Source organism: Dyella sp. OK004 (assembly GCF_900114495.1).
Taxonomy (GTDB): Bacteria; Pseudomonadota; Gammaproteobacteria; order Xanthomonadales; family Rhodanobacteraceae; genus Dyella_D.
Map to the genome: position 1 here is coordinate 170,034 of NZ_FOZI01000001.1, position 16,089 is coordinate 186,122.

Sequence of the window (16,089 nt, forward strand, 5' to 3'; positions counted from 1 at the left end):
GTTCCTACACGCAAGCCTTGAACGAAAAAGCCCGCGACGCTTGCGCGCCGCGGGCTTTCATTACTTCGCTGTGCGTGTGGCTTACATCGCCACGAAGCGCACGTTCGCGCCGGTCGGCTGCAACGCGGTGGTGACGCGCTCCTGGTCGGCCTTGTCGCCGATGAAGAGCACGATCACGTCCTTGAAGGAACCCGGCTTGGCGTCCTTGAAGGCGGCAATGACCAGGTCGCCGGTCTTGGCGGAATCCGGGCCGGCGAACACCAGCATGTTGCCCGGCAGCACGCCGCGGGCCACGGTGTCCTGCACGGTCTCGAGCTGGCGCTGGCGCTTGGCCTGGTCCTCTTCACCGTCGCCGGCGTTCACTAGGTACGGGTACGGACGGTCGGCCGTCATGCCCTGCATGTTCTTCTGCACGATCTGGCCGAGGAAGGCATTCCACGCCTTGCCGTCGTTCGGATCGGTGGGCTTGGAGAGCTGGGCGGTCTGCTCGGTAGTCTGCTTGGCGCTGTCGTCGCCGTTGTTGCCGCAGCCGGTAAGGGCCAGCGAGCCGGTGAGCGCAAGGGCGGCGATAAGTGCGTACTTGTACATGGTGATCACCCTGAAGTGGTGGAGTCTGGACATGGATCCCCCGGAAGACGGGACCCTCCAAGAGCCTGTCCGCAGGATGGCGGCGAGCATACACGAGCGCCCGGGTCCCCAACCACAGCTGCACACTGGCGGGGAAATGCATGGAGCCGGGTGCGCTTACTGGCGGCGCTGGCGCATCGCCTGCTGCACGGCCGGATGCACGAAGCCGGAGATGTCGCCGCCGAGGCGGCCGATCTCGCGCACCAGCGAGGAGGAGATGAAGCTGTACTGCTCCGCCGGCGTGAGAAACAGCGTTTCCACCTGCGGAATCAGATGACGGTTCATGCTGGCCAGCTGGAATTCGTATTCGAAATCTGAAACGGCGCGCAGGCCGCGGATGATCACGCCGGCACCGATCTCGCTGACGAAATCCGCCAGCAGGCAATCGAAGCCGCGCACTTCCACATTACGCAGGTCGGCCAGCGCCAGCCGCGCCAACGCGATGCGTTCGTTGAGACTGAAACCAGGCCCTCTGCCCTTGTTCGGACTATCGGCCACCGCCACCACGATGCGCTCGAACAGCGGCGCGGCGCGCGCGACCAGATCGGCATGCCCGTTGGTGATGGGATCGAAAGTACCCGGGTAGACAGCAAGGCGCGTATTGACCGGCGGCTTGTTCACGAGGCGTGTGGCGTCTGGCTACGGAAGGGCCGCTAGCTTAGCGAAGCTCGTTGGCTCGGCGATAGAGCGCGTAACGCACCTCGCCCGCATGCCCTTCCCGATGCAGCAGCCAGCTTTCCGGCAAGGCCGGCACGGTGCCGCGCGGCGATTCCACATAGATCCAGGCGGCGGACGACAGCCAGCCGCCCTCTTCCAGCCGCCGCGCCAGCGCCGACCACAGGTTCAAGGCGAACGGCGGGTCAAGGAAGACGAGGCCATAGGGCTGGGCGGCGCCTTGCAGATAGACGCCCGCATCGGTCGTGCTTACCTGGCCGTTCGCTATCTTGAGCCGGACAAGGTTGTCGCGCAGCGCCTGGGCCGCACGCGCGTCGCGCTCTACGAATTGCACCTTCGCCGCGCCACGCGACAGGGCCTCAATACCGAGCGCGCCGGTCCCGGCGCACAGATCCAGACAGTTCTCGCCAGCAATGACCGGCGCCAGCCAGTTGAACAGGGTTTCGCGCACCCGCTCCGCGGTGGGGCGCAGACCGGGCAGCTCGGGCACGTTGAGGCGGGAATTACGCAGGCTGCCGCCGATGATGCGGATGCGGCCGGAGCCAGCGCTCATGCGCGCCGCCATGGCTCAGCGGCCAGTGCAGGTGGGGGTGTTAGCATGCGCGCTATTGTCTTTGAATCGCTGCCGCAATGCTCAAGTTCTGGAAGAAGAAACCCGCCGACACGACTCCGGGTCAGCCCGCCGCCGCCCCGGCCAGCGCGGAAACCGCCCCGGCAGCGGCGCTTCCGCACGACACCGATGCCACCTCGCTGGACAATGCCGTCGCGGTGCTGGGCGAAGCGTTGGCGGAAGCCTCGCCCCCGGCCGAAGCACCCGGTGAGGAGGTGCCTTTTCAAGTGCCAGGCGAAGAGGCCGCACCGGCCAAGCGCAGCTGGCGCGACCGGCTCGCCGGCAGCGCATTCGCGCGCGGACTTACTACGCTGTTCGTACGTCATCCCAAGCTCGATGACGAGCTGCTGGATGAGCTGGAAACCACGCTGATTACTGCAGACGTAGGTGTCGAAGCCAGCACCTCGCTGGTGGAAGACCTGCGCAAGCGTATGCACAAGCGTGAGTTCGCCGATGCCGCAGCGCTGCTCGCCGCGCTGCGGCAGGCACTCGTCACCTTGCTGGTGCCAGTGCAAAAGCCGCTGGACGTGAGCGGTCGCGCACCGTTCGTGGTGCTCACCGTCGGCATCAACGGCGTCGGCAAGACCACCACCATCGGCAAGCTTGCACGGCGTTATCGCGACGATGGCCACAACGTGATGCTGGCCGCAGGCGACACCTTCCGCGCCGCCGCGGTGGAGCAGCTCAAAACCTGGGGTGCACGCAACAACGTTCCAGTGATTTCGCAGGGCCAGGATGCCGATGCCGCCAGCGTGATCTTCGATGCGCTGCAGGCAGCGCGTTCGCGCAATGCCGATGTGCTGATCGCCGATACCGCCGGCCGCCTGCACACGCAGGGCGGCCTGATGGATGAGCTCGGCAAGATCGCGCGCGTGATGAAGAAAATCGATGCCGACGCACCGCACGAAGTGCTAATGGTGATCGACGGCACCACCGGCCAGAACGCAGTGAGTCAGGTGCGCCAGTTCCGCCAGATCGTCGGCGTCTCTGGCCTGGTGGTGACCAAGCTCGACGGTACTGCCAAGGGCGGTGTGGTGTTCGCGCTGGCGCGCGAATTCGGCCTGCCGATCCGCTATGTGGGCCTGGGCGAAACTGCCACCGATCTGCGCGTGTTCGATGCCGAGGCTTATGTCGATGGCTTGCTGCCAGCCAATATCGGCCATGGCTGAGCAGACCCTGCAGCGGCTGCGGAGCTAGACCATGCCGCGCTGGCTACGCATCAGCCTGTGGAGTTTCGGCGGCGTCGCGCTGGTGGCGCTGGTCACGGTGGTGATCTCGCTTTATCTGTTGCTGCAACCCAGCCGCTTCACCGCGATGCTGCAATCGCAGGCCGGCCAGGCGGGGCTGGACCTCAACCTTGCCAGCCCGGCCAGCCCCACCCTGTTCCCGCGCCCCGCGCTCGAACTGCAGGGACTTACCTTGAGTGCGAAGGGCGCGAGCATGCCGATACTGCTTGCCGCCCGTGGCCGCCTGCAATTGCCGTGGCGTGCGCTGCTGGGCAGTGAAACGGCGATCTCGCGGCTGGAGATCGATTCGCCCCGTGTCGACCTCGACGCGTTGCAAGCTTGGCTCGCCGGCTTGCCGCCGCGAGAGGAAAGCACGCCGCCGGAAATTCCGCGCATCGAAGCCGGCGTGCGCATCACACGCGGCAGCCTGGTGCGTGGCAACGAAATGCTATTGAGCGACGTGGCGGTGGACGCCGGCAGCCTAGTGCCGGGCCAACCCTTTCCGCTGACTATTTCAGCCCGCAGCGCGGACGGTACGCCGCTGCAGTTGCGGCTTTCCGCGACGCCGCGCGTCAAGGGCGAGGCGTTACGGCTGGAAGGCATCGACCTGCATCTCGCCCAGGACAACACACTCACTCTGCAGTTGACTGGCGAGGCGCGCTGGCATGGTGCCGCCGATGCGTCGCTCAAGCTCAATGGCAAGCTCGACCATGCCGATGCCGGTGTGTATGACACTTCGCTGGTGCTGACACCCGCGAACGAGATCGACCCCTTGCTGCTCGCAGTGAAACTGGACGGCCCCGACAACCATGCTGATCTGCGCCTGCCGCCGCTGGCATTGGCCGACTGGTGGTCACAGCTCAGCCATCCGCAGGGGCCACGACTCGGTGTGCCGCCGGGCACCGGCACTGCGGATATCGCGAAGCTCGAAACCGGCGGCATCGTGGTGGAAGGCCTGAGCATCAAGGCCGGCGTCGAACCGCCGCCCCCGCCTGCGCCGACCAAGAGCACCGGCAAGCCCGCGCCTGCGCGCAAGAAGCCATGATCGTCGACAACAAGAACACCTTCGCCACCGACTTGCTGGCGTGGTTCGATCGCCATGGCCGTCATGATCTGCCGTGGCAGCACCCGCGCGACGCTTATCGCGTGTGGCTGTCGGAAGTGATGTTGCAGCAGACGCAGGTGACAACGGTGATTCCGTATTTCCTGCGCTTCGTGGGCGCGCTGCCGACGCTGCGCGATCTCGCGGCTGCCGATGAAGACACCGTACTCGCGCAGTGGTCGGGCCTGGGTTACTACCGGCGCGCGCGCTTCCTGCATCGCGCCGCGCAGATTTGCGTGGAACAGCATCAAGGCGAACTGCCGCGCGACTTCGACGCGCTGACCGCCCTGCCCGGCATCGGCCGCTCCACCGCGGGCGCGATCCTGGCGCAAGCGCATGGGCTGCGTTTTCCCATCCTGGACGGCAACGTCAAGCGCGTGCTCACGCGCTATCACGGCATCCATGGCCACCCCGGCCAGAGTGCGGTGGAGAAAGTGCTGTGGCAGCACGCTGATGCGCACACGCCGGGCGAACGCGTCGCCGACTACACCCAGGCCATCATGGATCTGGGTGCAACGCTTTGTGTGCGCTCGCGTCCATTGTGCGGCGGCTGCCCGCTGGTATCGGGCTGCGTGGCGCATCGCGATGGACTCACCGCGCAGCTACCCAGCGCCAAACCGAGCAAAACCATTCCCACCCGCTCCACCGTGATGCTGGTGCTGCGCGATGCGAACAAGCGCGTGCTGCTTGAGCGGCGCGGACCGCAAGGCGTGTGGTCTGGCCTATGGAGCCTGCCCGAAGCTACCGATCACGACGACGCCTGGCGCGCGGCGCAGCAGCTCGCTCGCATCGACGACGCGCAGGCGCTTACGCCGTTCACCCACGTTTTCAGCCACTACCGCCTGCAAGTCGAACCACTGTTGTTCGACGACGCGACAGCGCACCGTGCCATCGCCGATAATCCGTCGCTGCGCTGGTGCAACATCGGCGAGATTGCCGCCCTCGGCCTCCCTGCCCCCGTGCGCAGCCTGCTACAAAGTCTTCAAGGAACCATGCAATGAGTCGCACTGTTCACTGCGCCAAGCTCGACATAGACGCCGAGGGCCTGGATTTCGCCCCCTGGCCCGGCCAGCTCGGCCAGCGTATCTACGCCGAAATCTCCAAACCCGCCTGGCAGCAATGGCTGGCCCACCAGACCATGCTGATCAACGAATATCGCCTCAATCCGCTCGACCCCAAGGCCCGCCAGTTCCTGAGCGGAGAGATGGAGAAATTCCTGTTTGGCGGCGAGGTGAAGCCGCCCGAGGGCTATGTCGCGCCGGGCAGCGAATCTTGACGCCCATCCCGACATCCGGTTTAATACGCGGCTCCACGCAGTATCGATGACCGTAGCGGTCGTCCACCCTTGGCCGGGTAGCTCAGTTGGTAGAGCAGGGGATTGAAAATCCCCGTGTCGGCGGTTCGATTCCGTCCCCGGCCACCACCGAATTCGAACGGCTCGCAGCGATGCGGGCCGTTTTCGTTTTTGCCGTGGCTGCTCCGCCTGATAAGCGTCCGCGCCCTCAACGCGCCGAACCCTACCTGGAGCGCGCGATGCATAGACAACACCATGCCGTGAATCCAAAACAAGAACCCGACCACAAAAAACAAAGTGGCCGACATCGACTATCCGTAGCGGCGCCGTCATGTCGGCAAATACTGCACCCGATTCCGGCAGTGGATCACACCTGCTTTCTCAGGTATTTCACATCGTTGTCTCTATGTTGAAAAATGGGCTGGGGACATAATGGGGATCGGCGCGGACATGGATCAAAAGCTGGGTTGGCTCGGCCGGCAGGTCGCAGTGGCAGTAGCGTATGGACTCGTGTATGAGCTGCTGCGAAGCATGAGCTTCGCGCATTTCGTGCCGGTCAGCGGCTTCAAGCTGAGCGTGCTGTTGCTAACACCGCGACGTTATTGGCCCGCGCTGTTGATCAGTGAAATGTCGGTTCTCGCTTATACCCTCGAGAGCTGCATCGCGAGCTTCGGGTGGGCGTTCTATCTCTTCTCCATCGTTCCGCCGATCGCACTGCTTATGGTCATCGTGGCGGCATGCCGCGCCAGGCTGCCGGGACTTACGCTTCCGCACTTCAGACTCAGCAGCCTGCTCATCTGCACACTTATTTCGAGCCTGGCGCTGCTGGCCGACAGCCTGATTTCAGCCTCACTGATTCTTGACCCGATCGGCGTAGGAAGAAAACCGCTGCCGGTTCTGGCGGCGGATTACCTGCTGGGTATCTATACCGGCATCCTGGCCGTCACGCCACTGGTCCTGACAGCGGCGCTTGAGTGGCACAAGCGCCGATCGCTTACAGCTATCTGGATAAACAACAAGGCGTTGCTCCAAGCCACCGCGTTCGCCCTGATCGCGATGAGCGTAGAAGTCTTTGCCTTCTCATACTCCGACAACGCCACGTTGCGCTTTGCTGGCCAGGCCATCTTGTTGGTGCCGGCGGCTTATTTCTTGATGCGCTGGGACTGGAAGGGTGCGGCGGCGGTGGGCGCACTGTCGAGCTTCGGCATCGTGGCCCTGATGCCGGCCAAGTTCGATCTTGCCACGTTGATGACGCAGACGATGATGGCATTGTCGCTGACCGCTTTCATCGTACTTGGTCAACAGACCGCCAAGCTCAAACAGGCGGATAAGGCCAAAGACAACCACTTGAAGAAGGCCCGACTCGAGCAGCACCTCTCAGAGCTGAGACTTCAACGCAGCTCCTTTGAACTCTCGTTCGTCAATGTAGAGCTGGCGCGCGCCCACCGGCATCTGCTGATCCAGCTCGGCCATACGCATAACCGGGGCGAAGTGGAAACGCAGAAACACCACCTGACGAAAACCACACGGCGGTTGACTGAGCTTGCCAACTCGCTGGCGCCGCCGATGGGCTCTGGGCATCCGCATGCGTTTACTGAGGGGCCTGTATCGGAGTTGCTGGGCAAACTTGGCATCGACTACCAAGTCAATCTCCACGGACAGCTCAGCCTGCTGTCGAAAAGTACACTGGCCCTGCTCTACCGCCTCTCATGCGAGGCGGTGGCGTACCTTCTGAAGGAGCATCCGACTGATCGCATTGTCCTATCGACACAGACTGTCATCGAAGACAACGTCATGACGATCGCGCTTACGGTGCAAAGCGCCGGGCAAATCATTTCGTCTCCTGCCCGAAACAGGATCATGCAAGAGTTGGGTACTTACGATCTCGGATTGGAAGAGCTGCGCATCCGCGCACAGCTCTTCAATGGTGACGTGGCCATCGACGGCAAACAGGTCCACGTGAGCCTCCAACAGGAGTTCATTACTGAGCTCGACTGACTGGGCAGTCGTTGGGATCACATAACGCCGCTGCTGGCGCCGCCTGGATACGGGTAACCGGGCAGTCGTTGGGATCGCAGCCTGCTGCCGGCATAACGCTCCATACATACTGACCCTTGCCATTCACAGCCACGGCAACCTGCGTAACACCATCGCTGTAAACCACTTCGGCATGACTCAACGGACCACTACGCATGGGCACATCCGGCGTGGATACGCTGCCCGCATCGCTGCCCATCGGCAGTGCCAGATAAAGGCCATTCGCCGTAGCCACACCCATGCGGACCTGATTGCCGAGATCGTTGACCTGGACGTAGTTGATGCCGTCACGAATAAAGCGGTAGACGTGCCAGCGCGGACTTTGCGACACATCCTTCGTTGCTGGCCTTGCCGCACCCATACCCTGTTGCTCCAGAGCGGTGGCACCCGCAGTTCCGAACAGAGAACCGACGAGCAACAAAACGCCAAACAATGCATGACGCATTTTCATACCAATGACTCCCCCTTCCAAGGTTCGTGGTTCAGGCCGGGATGATGGCGTCGGGATCGTGACGCCATAGTGAGGAATCTTGGCATACCTCTCGCATGCATGCGCTAGCCGTTAAGTGATAGACAGCTGACTTCGCGCCTTTACCTGGCGCTGAATCTCGCCTCTCGCGCGCCCCCGTATTCACCGCAGGTTGGAGTTTTGCTGGCGAGACTCGCAGTTCCCCGCCAACCACGAGGAACTGTCCATGAAGAAAAGTATCGCTTCATTGACCATCGCTCTCGCTCTGGGAGCCTCCACCGCCATGGCGCAGGAAGCGCTCACCGAGCGTCAGGTGCATACGCAGCTCGAGCAGCAGGGTTACACCAAGATCCACGATCTGAAATTCACTGACGGCATGTGGCGAGCACGCGCCAAGAGCGCGGATGGCGCGCGTGTCGCAGTAAAAATCGACGCCAAGACCGGACAGGCTTATCCTGACGAACAGGTCTCGCGCCTCAGTGAGCGCGATGTGCGCGCAGCCCTTTCGACCGGGGGCTACACCCACGTGCATGACGTGGCGTACAAGGATGGCATGTGGAGGGCGAAGGCCGAGAACCCAGCCGGCGCCGACGTGAAATTACAGATCGATCCCGAGACCGGCCGCGTGATCGGCACCAACTGACAACGTGAAGCCCGGGGGCATTCCGCCTCCGGGCATGCATTCGCATCACTCCTGCCGACCCAGTGTGAGGATCGAAGGCAGCGTGCTTTCGGGATGTGCGCGAAGCAGCTGATAGGCGATGCCGCCCACGCCCGGCATCAGGCCCGGAGAGAAGGTATCGCGAACCATGCCGCAGATCGGGCCGTGATCTTCGATACTGGTCAGCCAGTGTGCCAGCAGCACTTCGTGGGACAGTCCGGCAGGCGCCTCGCCCGCCGTTATCGCAGCATCCAGCAGCTCCCACGCTGAAGCGTCGCCGTGACAGGCCGAGTGATTCCAGCCCAGGCCCTGACGCCATGCCGCCGCTGCGGCGCGCTGAAGCTGGGTACGTGTTTGCGCATGTTCTAGTGAGGGATCGAGATCAAGGTGTGCGAGGCCGATGCCGACGGCGCCGTGGCACCAAGCCGCGGCGGTCCTGGCACCGGGCAGCATGCGCAGGTCAAGCCAGTTGCGTTCGCTGTGGTCGTACAGCGCTTCTTCAAAAGCGAAAGCTGCCGTAGCCATGTCGCTATATCGCTGCTCACCCGTTGCACGCGCTAGCTGGATCAATGCCCAGGCGATGCCGGTGACGCCGTGAGCGAAGCCGCCGACGCCATCGGGCCACTGCTCTTGTGTCCAACAGGCTTTGTCGCCGTCGCGGACGGCCCGTGCGCACAAACCGTCGCCGAGATCGCGCGCCATCTGCAGATAACGCGCATCGCCGGTGCGGCGCGCCAGCATCAACAGCGGAGGAATGGCTCCCGCGGCACCGGAGAGCACGTCCACCATATCGCTAGCTTTTATCGCCTCCGGCATCGCTTCGGCGAGCGTGCAGGCATGCGCAATACCGCCGTCGCGATCCATGCCCCAGTGCGCCAGGGTCAGCCACATCCAGATCAACGAACCCAAGCCGGAATAACCACCGAGCGGCAACGGCCGCACCTTGAGCGTGTCGTGGCGCTGGCGCTCTGCCTTCTCAGCGAGCAGTTCGAGCGAGAACAGGGTTGCGGTCAGCAGTTCGTCGAGTCCTTCCACGACATCGGCGCGCCCTGCCCCGGCTTCGCGCAGATAAGCGCCGATCAACAAGGCGACCCCGGACGTGCCGGCGTACAGATCCTGCGTCAACGGCTGCACCGACCATCCCGTGACAGGGTCGAACACCGGTGCGATCCACGCCACGCTGCCATCGTCACCGCGGATGGCGGTAGCTACCAGATCTAGCATGATTTTCGCGGCCTGCGCGCGACGACGCGCATCGACGTCGCCCAGTCGCGCCTGCGTCGGCCAAAGCGATTCGTCACCCGGCATCCAGCCCTGATTGATGTACGCGCTGATCAGCGTCGCTTTGATCACGCTGCGCTCCAGCTGCGGATCGATGCTGCGCCAGTGATCCAGTGCGGCATCCACCAGATTCAACGGCGGCAGCCACTGCGTGTCGCGCGGACCGTCCAGCCGCCCCTGTCGTGCCGTGGTTGAGAAGAAGGGAATGTCGCCTTCGAGCAGATCGCTGATCTCGGCTTCGATCACTTCCGGATCGCCCGGAGCCACCGCGACATTGGCCGCCATGCGCGTCATCAGTTCGCGCGCACGTGCGGTCGCATTGGCTTCGTTATGCAGCGAGACCGGATGCCACAGCATGCGCGCCAGCTCGGCATAAACCTCAGTCGCGCGCGGCACGACGCGGATACGGCAATCAGCGAAGCGCTCCAGGCGTCCACGCAGCGCACCGTTGTCGTCGAGGCGACGCAAGGTCGCCGTCATACTGTCGAACGCATCCAGTACATCGGGCCAGAATCGCGACAGCACCGGCTTCGCGCTGGGGTGGTTCTGCGCTATCGGTGCAGCGATCTTGATCGTGCCCAGGCGCGCTTCGTCCGTGCCGGCGTGGATGATGCTTGGCTGCTCCAGCATCGGCTGTTGTCCGGGCAATGAACCCACGGCTGACGTATCCACGCCACGCCAGCCTAGTCCAAGTCCGCGTCCCGGCAGCATGCCGATACTTAGCACGGTGCCCGCCACCAGATCGGCGGCACCGTCGGCCGCCTGGCCATAGCCGGATGGTTTGCGCGGCAGCTTCGGCGTGAACAGCGTTTCGCAGTCGATCACCACTGGGCTGCCACCGTGAGCGATCAGATTTTCCGCATGCAGATCGCTACCGCCGAGCAAACTCATGATCGCCAGCCAATGGCCGATGCCACGATAGAAATCACACAGCTCGTTATCGTCGGCGGCATAGCGATGGCCAACGAATTCGGCCCAGCCATATTCCGTGCGCGTCACTACCCGCGGCACGCGGATGGTCAAAGCTTCGTCGTGATCGCCGGCAAGCGTTTCGATGAAATGGGCGAGCTCACGATCCGTCGCCATCGAGCGCGGCTTGTAGACGACCCGCCCGCCTTCGCAATGCAACAGGGCAACGGTCTGGCCGCGGCGATGACTATCGCCCGCACCGAAGCTCAGTTTCAACAGGCGGCCTGCTTCGCCACCGCATAACATGTTCAGGCTGTCGCGATCGTGCGCCCAATGCTGCGCGAAACGCAGCGCGGCGTGGCAGCGATTGCGCACGATACTGCTAACCCGCACCAGCAATCGTGGGTAATGCGCGGCGAGGCCGGTCCAGAAATCCGGATGCGAGGACAGCGCGATGAAATGCGTCCACCGCTGTGCCGCATTCTCACCATGCAACACTCCTTCGGTGCGCGCGGCATGCAGCTCTACCAGCAGTACGCGGGTGAGCTTGGCATGCAGGATGGCGAGCAGAACCTCGCGCGTGCCAGCCAGAATGACCTCGCGCTCGCTTGCATGCAGGCCGGCGATTTCCGCTAGCTGGGTTGCCAGTCCGTCCAGCTCGGACGAATACAGGCAACCCAGTGAAGCGTCGAAATAGCCGGCGTCCGTGACGGACGCCACGCGTCAGCAGCAGTAGCGGGTGTGTGAGCCCGTACAGGCCGTGCCGCATCCACCGAAGGTCGTCAGCGAACTCGCTTCGCTGATGATCTCGGCCTCAGCGAACTGACCACCCGTGAACAGCGGGCCAGCCGGGTTGTGCTCATCAGCCTCGTTGCGGAGCTGGGCAATGCGATCTGCGTTTTCCATGGCTTACCTCTTTGACAGGTCTTAGGAAAAGAACCGTGCCGTGAGGTCAAGAGAAAGCGGAGGCGGCGCGCACAACCATGTGCGTTATGTCGAGCCGTCACATCCCGTAACCCCTGCCGACACGCCGTGGGAGGTCGAACGCAGCCTCCCGGAGGGCATGGTAGGAACCGGCATGCATGCATTTTGTGATGCAGTTCCGCTGGCCTTCCGCTGCCATGCAGCAGTCCGGACCCCTGCTCCACCCGGCTTCCGATTCGCAAGAAAGTGGACCCGCGCACCACCAGCTATCTACTATCGGCGGCGAACTTCCCCACAGGTAACGCCAGTGAAACGACTCGCCCTTTCCGTGCTCGCCCTGTCCATCGCCTCCGCCGTGATGGCCATCGATGCCCCGACGTTCGACCCGCACCGCCTTTCCACCGACGTCAAGACGCTCTCCTCCGATGCCTTCGAGGGCCGCGGCCCGGCGACCGCCGGCGAGACCAAGACCATCGATTACCTGATCGCGCAGTACAAGGCGGCCGGGCTGCAGCCGGGCGGCGACCTGAAGAACGGCAAGCGCGCCTGGACCCAGGCGGTGCCGCTGCTGCGTGCGGAAATCACCGGTACGCCGTCGCTGTCGGTAAAACTGGACGGCAAGTCGCAGACGCTGACCCAGGGCGAACAGATCGCCGTGCGCGCCCCGATGGATGGCTCCAAGTCCGTGTCGATCGCCGATGCGCCGCTGGTGTTCGTTGGCTACGGCGTGAAGGCACCAGAGCGCAACTGGGACGACTTCAAGGGCGTGGACCTGCACGGCAAGATCGCCGTGGTACTGATCAACGACCCTGACTTCGAAACCGGCGTGGGCGACTTCGGCGGCAAGGCCATGACCTACTACGGCCGCTGGACCTATAAGTATGAGGAGGCCGCGCGCCAGGGCGCCGCGGGCGTGCTGATCGTGCACGAGACCGAGCCGGCCTCCTACGGCTGGAACACGGTGAAGAACTCCAACACCAATGCGATGTTCGACATCGTGCGCGACAAGCCGTCGTCGGTGCATCCGCAAGTCGAGGCGTGGATCCAGCGCGACTTCGCCGTCGATCTGTTCAAGCATGCCGGCCTGGATTTCGAGGCGCTGAAGAAGCAGGCGCAGACGCGCGAGTTCAAGCCGATCGTACTGAAAGGCGAAACCTTCTCAGCCAACTACAAGGTGGACAGCAAGGTGATCACCTCGCACAACGTGGTTGGTCGCATCGACGGCAGCAAGCGGCCCGACGAGACCGTGATCTATAGCGCGCACTGGGATCACCTTGGCGTCGGCGCGCCGGACGCGAAGGGAGACCGCATCTACAACGGTGCCGTGGATAACGGCACCGGCACCGCCGCGCTGATCGAGCTGGCGCGCGCTTTCAAGAAGGCACCCAAGCCCGAACGCTCCATCGTGTTTCTCAACGTCACGGCAGAGGAAAAGGGCCTGCTAGGCTCGGAGTACTACGCCGCGAACCCGCTGTACCCGCTTGGCAAGACCGTGGGCGTGATCAACCTTGATGCACTCGACCCGCACGGTCCGGCGCGCAACTTCACCATCTCCGGCAGCGCCAAACTCGACCTGCTCGATGAGCTGATCGCCACCGCGAAGAAATGGGACCTGGTCTATTCGCCCGATCCGAAGCCGGAAGCCGGCCACTTCTTCCGCTCTGACCACTTCTCCTTCGCCAAGCGCGGCGTGCCGGCCATCTCCTTCGGCTCAGGCAACGACTGGGTGGATGGCGGCCTAGCCGCTGGCAAGAAAGCCGAAGACGAGTACACCGACAAGCATTACCACCAGCCGTCGGATGAGTGGGAGGCTGGCTGGTCGTTCACCGGCATGGCGCGCGACCTGCAAATCCTCTACACACTCGGCGGCGACCTCGCCAACTCGGATCGCTGGCCGGACTGGAGCAAGGACTCGGAGTTCCGTGCCGCTCGCGATGCGAGTGCATCCGAACGCAAATAAAGAGCGGGCTGCTCTGCCCCTTCGCAGACCGGCCCGCCTCGCGCGGGCCGGTTCGCATCCGGACATCGTCATCGAATGGAAGCCATCATGAATGCAAGTCTTGCAAGGATCGCCACCGGTCTCATGGTCATCACGAGCCTCGGCCAAACCGCCCATGCGCAGAGCACCGCCGTCGAGGGCATGAGTTGGAAGATCGAATCCGCCGCCTTGTTTCCAAACGACCTTGGGCCGGCCGCCAAGGCAAAGGAGCCGATCCTGGTGTGGAGCACCAAGAATGGCGAGAAGGTCGCCACGGAGGTGCATCTACTCGTCGAAGCGCCGTACGACAAAATCCAGCCGGCCGTGCAAAAGGCGCTGGCTACGTTTGGCGCATTCACTTCTGACACCGGAAACTACACGCCAGCCTACCAGTCCGACGGCTGGTCCGAGGTACTGCTGTCGCGCCGGCCCGATATTCGCAATGCACTTGCAACTCGTTTTGAGGAGCCTCGTCTACAATTGGCGGTGAAGGAAGGCGCACTCACCGCTGACGAGATGGCGCGACGACTCGCCCAAGCAAGCGCCAGGGTCGAATCGTTACCGCAGGACAGCACCACCATTGATGCGATCCCTACCAAATATCCGAGTTACTACGCGCAACAGGAGCGCAGCTACGGACTGACTGGTAAACGGAGCAGCAAGCTATCCATCCGCGTTTTTGATGTCTCGGCCGCCTTCGGACACCCGGCAACCAGCGTGCGCATCAGCCGCGTAGACAGCTATCCCAACCCAAAGTACGGCCTGCTGAAGAGCTGGCGCGACTTCAATGTGCTGAGCACAGGCCCATCACCCACATTGAGCGATGGCGTGGTGCCCGCGCCTGTGTTCGAAGCTGTGCGCAGCGCTCTTGTCGCGGCGGCCGATGGGCATGCGGTGAGCATCGCGCCTACACCGACGGCCTGGGTGATACCGGCCGACCTGACCGCGCAGGTACCGGCATTCGCACTGACCGCGCCAAGCAGCGACGCACCCGCATTGGAAGCGCAGACAATCCGCTGGGATACCCTCATCGGTACAGAGCGCGACCAGCGTTATCCACACGACCTGCTCACCCTGCCCGATGGCGATCTGATGCTGAGTGCCGAAATTTCGGACGACAGCGGCCGGCCACAAGGGGTGTGGCGGCTGCACGACGCCAACGGCGAGTGGAAAGTGGAGAGTGTTTGGCGCGGTGGCAAAGGCGCCCGCCAGCTTGCACTCAGTGCAGACGGGCGCACTGTGTGGTTCTCCGGCAGCACCGCGCAAGACGATCCAGCGCAGATGCACGCTTACGACGTGGCAACGCGCCGGCTCGCCAGTTTCACCCTGAATCTGCCCGACACCGCCAGTGGCAGGGACTGGCACTGGGAGCTGGCCGACGATCAACTGCCCGCGATCTTCGATCATCAATCTGCATCACTGTTCGATCGCGACAAGGCGAACGCCAACAAGCTTGGCGACGAACAACTGATCGTGCTGCGGCCGGCGACACCGCCACCTGCAGCCGGCGGTACCTGGCCGTTCAAGCTCTCGGTCTCGTCCGTCCGTCAGTCCATGATGAATGTGCGGATGAAGGGCAACACCTATATCTGGCCCGTACGCTGGCGCGGCGCCGAGACGTTCTGGACCGAAGACCAGCTCGGTATCGCCGAACTGGATGCTGCCAACGGCCGCGTGCTGCGTGCGCTGCCTGTACCACAGCGCGACGGCACGCCCGACCGCAACGACGCCAGTGGCGTAGCGCCATGGGTACCCACGCCGCTGGGTTCGCCAGAGGCCGGCTGGATCGCCAGTGGCTTCGTACTCATGCTGACCGACGACGGCAGCATGCCGCCCAAGCTCGACGGCGACGCGAACCGCAACGATCGTTTCGTCGGTATGCACGTGATCAACCTGAAGGACGGTCGTGTGCACCTGTCCGCCTTGCTTGGCCGTGCCGACACCTTGCGAGCCGCCGCACGTTCTGCCAACGGGCGCCTGCTGGCCATTGGCTCCAACGGCATCAAGCCACGCGGCCCCAAGGTCGTGCTGTGGGATGTCGCCAAGGCGCAAACGCCTGTACAGCTCAGCACATCGGCGCGCGGCGAACCGCATGCGCTGGCTTTCTCATGGAACGGCTCCGACCTATGGGCGCTGGGTAGTCGCGAACTGTTGCACTGGCACCTGCCTGATGCGCTCAAGGATGCTGCCACGCGGGGAAGCTTTCCTGATCAGTCGCACGACTGACCTGAGACTCGGCTTGAGCTTCTAAACGGAAACGGTGCGCCGAGCACCCGCGCCTCACCCCAGCTCTCTC

The 16,089-nt window shown here is 63.5% G+C and carries 14 protein-coding genes and 1 tRNA gene; 9 read left to right on the forward strand and 6 right to left on the reverse strand.

Translation table 11 applies throughout. From position 1 onward, the window contains the following. Window positions 1–81: 81 nt before the first annotated feature. The 3 genes from BM338_RS00875 to rsmD form a co-directional block, all read right to left on the reverse strand. Window positions 82–588, reverse strand: a complete 507-nt coding sequence (locus tag BM338_RS00875) for a hypothetical protein (RefSeq protein ID WP_090450038.1) — start codon at window positions 586–588, stop codon at window positions 82–84. A gap of 156 nt (window positions 589–744) precedes the next feature. Continuing rightward, window positions 745–1,248 carry a pantetheine-phosphate adenylyltransferase gene (coaD, locus tag BM338_RS00880; RefSeq protein ID WP_090448902.1) on the reverse strand — a complete coding sequence of 168 codons (504 nt, stop codon included), beginning with the start codon at window positions 1,246–1,248 and terminating at the stop codon, window positions 745–747. A 37-nt stretch (window positions 1,249–1,285) separates the two neighbouring features. Next, window positions 1,286–1,855: a 16S rRNA (guanine(966)-N(2))-methyltransferase RsmD gene (gene rsmD / locus BM338_RS00885; protein WP_090448903.1), complete on the reverse strand. Its 570-nt coding sequence runs from the start codon at window positions 1,853–1,855 to the stop codon at window positions 1,286–1,288. A gap of 77 nt (window positions 1,856–1,932) precedes the next feature. Between rsmD and ftsY the strand changes: the two genes are divergently transcribed. From ftsY to BM338_RS00915, 6 genes are all read left to right on the forward strand, one after another. Then, window positions 1,933–3,081 (forward strand): signal recognition particle-docking protein FtsY, encoded by a 1,149-nt coding sequence (gene ftsY / locus BM338_RS00890; protein ID WP_090448904.1) that lies wholly within the window; start codon window positions 1,933–1,935, stop codon window positions 3,079–3,081. Window positions 3,082–3,112: 31 nt separating this feature from the next. Further along, the gene (locus tag BM338_RS00895) at window positions 3,113–4,183 is read left to right on the forward strand and encodes an AsmA family protein (RefSeq protein ID WP_090448905.1); all 1,071 of its coding nucleotides are present in this window, start codon (window positions 3,113–3,115) and stop codon (window positions 4,181–4,183) included. After that, window positions 4,180–5,241: an A/G-specific adenine glycosylase gene (gene mutY, locus BM338_RS00900; protein WP_090448906.1), complete on the forward strand. Its 1,062-nt coding sequence runs from the start codon at window positions 4,180–4,182 to the stop codon at window positions 5,239–5,241. The genes BM338_RS00895 and mutY overlap by 4 nt, the downstream gene beginning before the upstream one ends. Then, window positions 5,238–5,516, forward strand: a complete 279-nt coding sequence (locus BM338_RS00905) for an oxidative damage protection protein (RefSeq protein WP_090448907.1) — start codon at window positions 5,238–5,240, stop codon at window positions 5,514–5,516. Before mutY ends, BM338_RS00905 begins: the two co-directional genes overlap by 4 nt. 71 nt (window positions 5,517–5,587) lie before the next feature. Then, a tRNA-Phe gene (locus BM338_RS00910) sits at window positions 5,588–5,663 on the forward strand. Window positions 5,664–5,984: 321 nt separating this feature from the next. Then, a complete protein-coding gene (locus tag BM338_RS00915; RefSeq protein ID WP_143109223.1) occupies window positions 5,985–7,532 on the forward strand; it encodes a hypothetical protein in 1,548 nt (515 codons plus the stop codon). Here the strand turns inward: BM338_RS00915 and BM338_RS00920 are convergent. Next, window positions 7,516–8,022 carry a hypothetical protein gene (locus BM338_RS00920; protein WP_090448909.1) on the reverse strand — a complete coding sequence of 169 codons (507 nt, stop codon included), beginning with the start codon at window positions 8,020–8,022 and terminating at the stop codon, window positions 7,516–7,518. The two genes, BM338_RS00915 and BM338_RS00920, sit on opposite strands and share 17 nt — an antisense overlap. Before the next feature lie 244 nt (window positions 8,023–8,266). On the opposite strand from BM338_RS00920, the gene BM338_RS00925 reads away from it, so the two are divergent. Then, a complete protein-coding gene (locus BM338_RS00925; protein WP_090448910.1) occupies window positions 8,267–8,683 on the forward strand; it encodes a PepSY domain-containing protein in 417 nt (138 codons plus the stop codon). A gap of 45 nt (window positions 8,684–8,728) precedes the next feature. On the opposite strand, the gene BM338_RS00930 is transcribed toward BM338_RS00925, so the two are convergent. Both BM338_RS00930 and BM338_RS00935 read right to left on the reverse strand, forming a co-directional pair. Further along, window positions 8,729–11,611, reverse strand: coding sequence for a type 2 lanthipeptide synthetase LanM family protein (locus BM338_RS00930; protein WP_090448911.1), 2,883 nt, complete (start codon window positions 11,609–11,611; stop codon window positions 8,729–8,731). 3 nt (window positions 11,612–11,614) lie between these two features. Continuing rightward, window positions 11,615–11,797 (reverse strand): DUF6229 family protein, encoded by a 183-nt coding sequence (locus BM338_RS00935; protein ID WP_090448912.1) that lies wholly within the window; start codon window positions 11,795–11,797, stop codon window positions 11,615–11,617. A gap of 325 nt (window positions 11,798–12,122) precedes the next feature. Between BM338_RS00935 and BM338_RS00940 the strand changes: the two genes are divergently transcribed. Continuing rightward, complete coding sequence (locus BM338_RS00940; RefSeq protein ID WP_090448913.1) at window positions 12,123–13,775, forward strand: M28 family metallopeptidase; 1,653 nt, start codon at window positions 12,123–12,125, stop codon at window positions 13,773–13,775. Window positions 13,776–13,862: 87 nt separating this feature from the next. After that, a complete protein-coding gene (locus BM338_RS00945; RefSeq protein WP_090448914.1) occupies window positions 13,863–16,019 on the forward strand; it encodes a hypothetical protein in 2,157 nt (718 codons plus the stop codon). Window positions 16,020–16,089 lie beyond the last annotated feature (70 nt).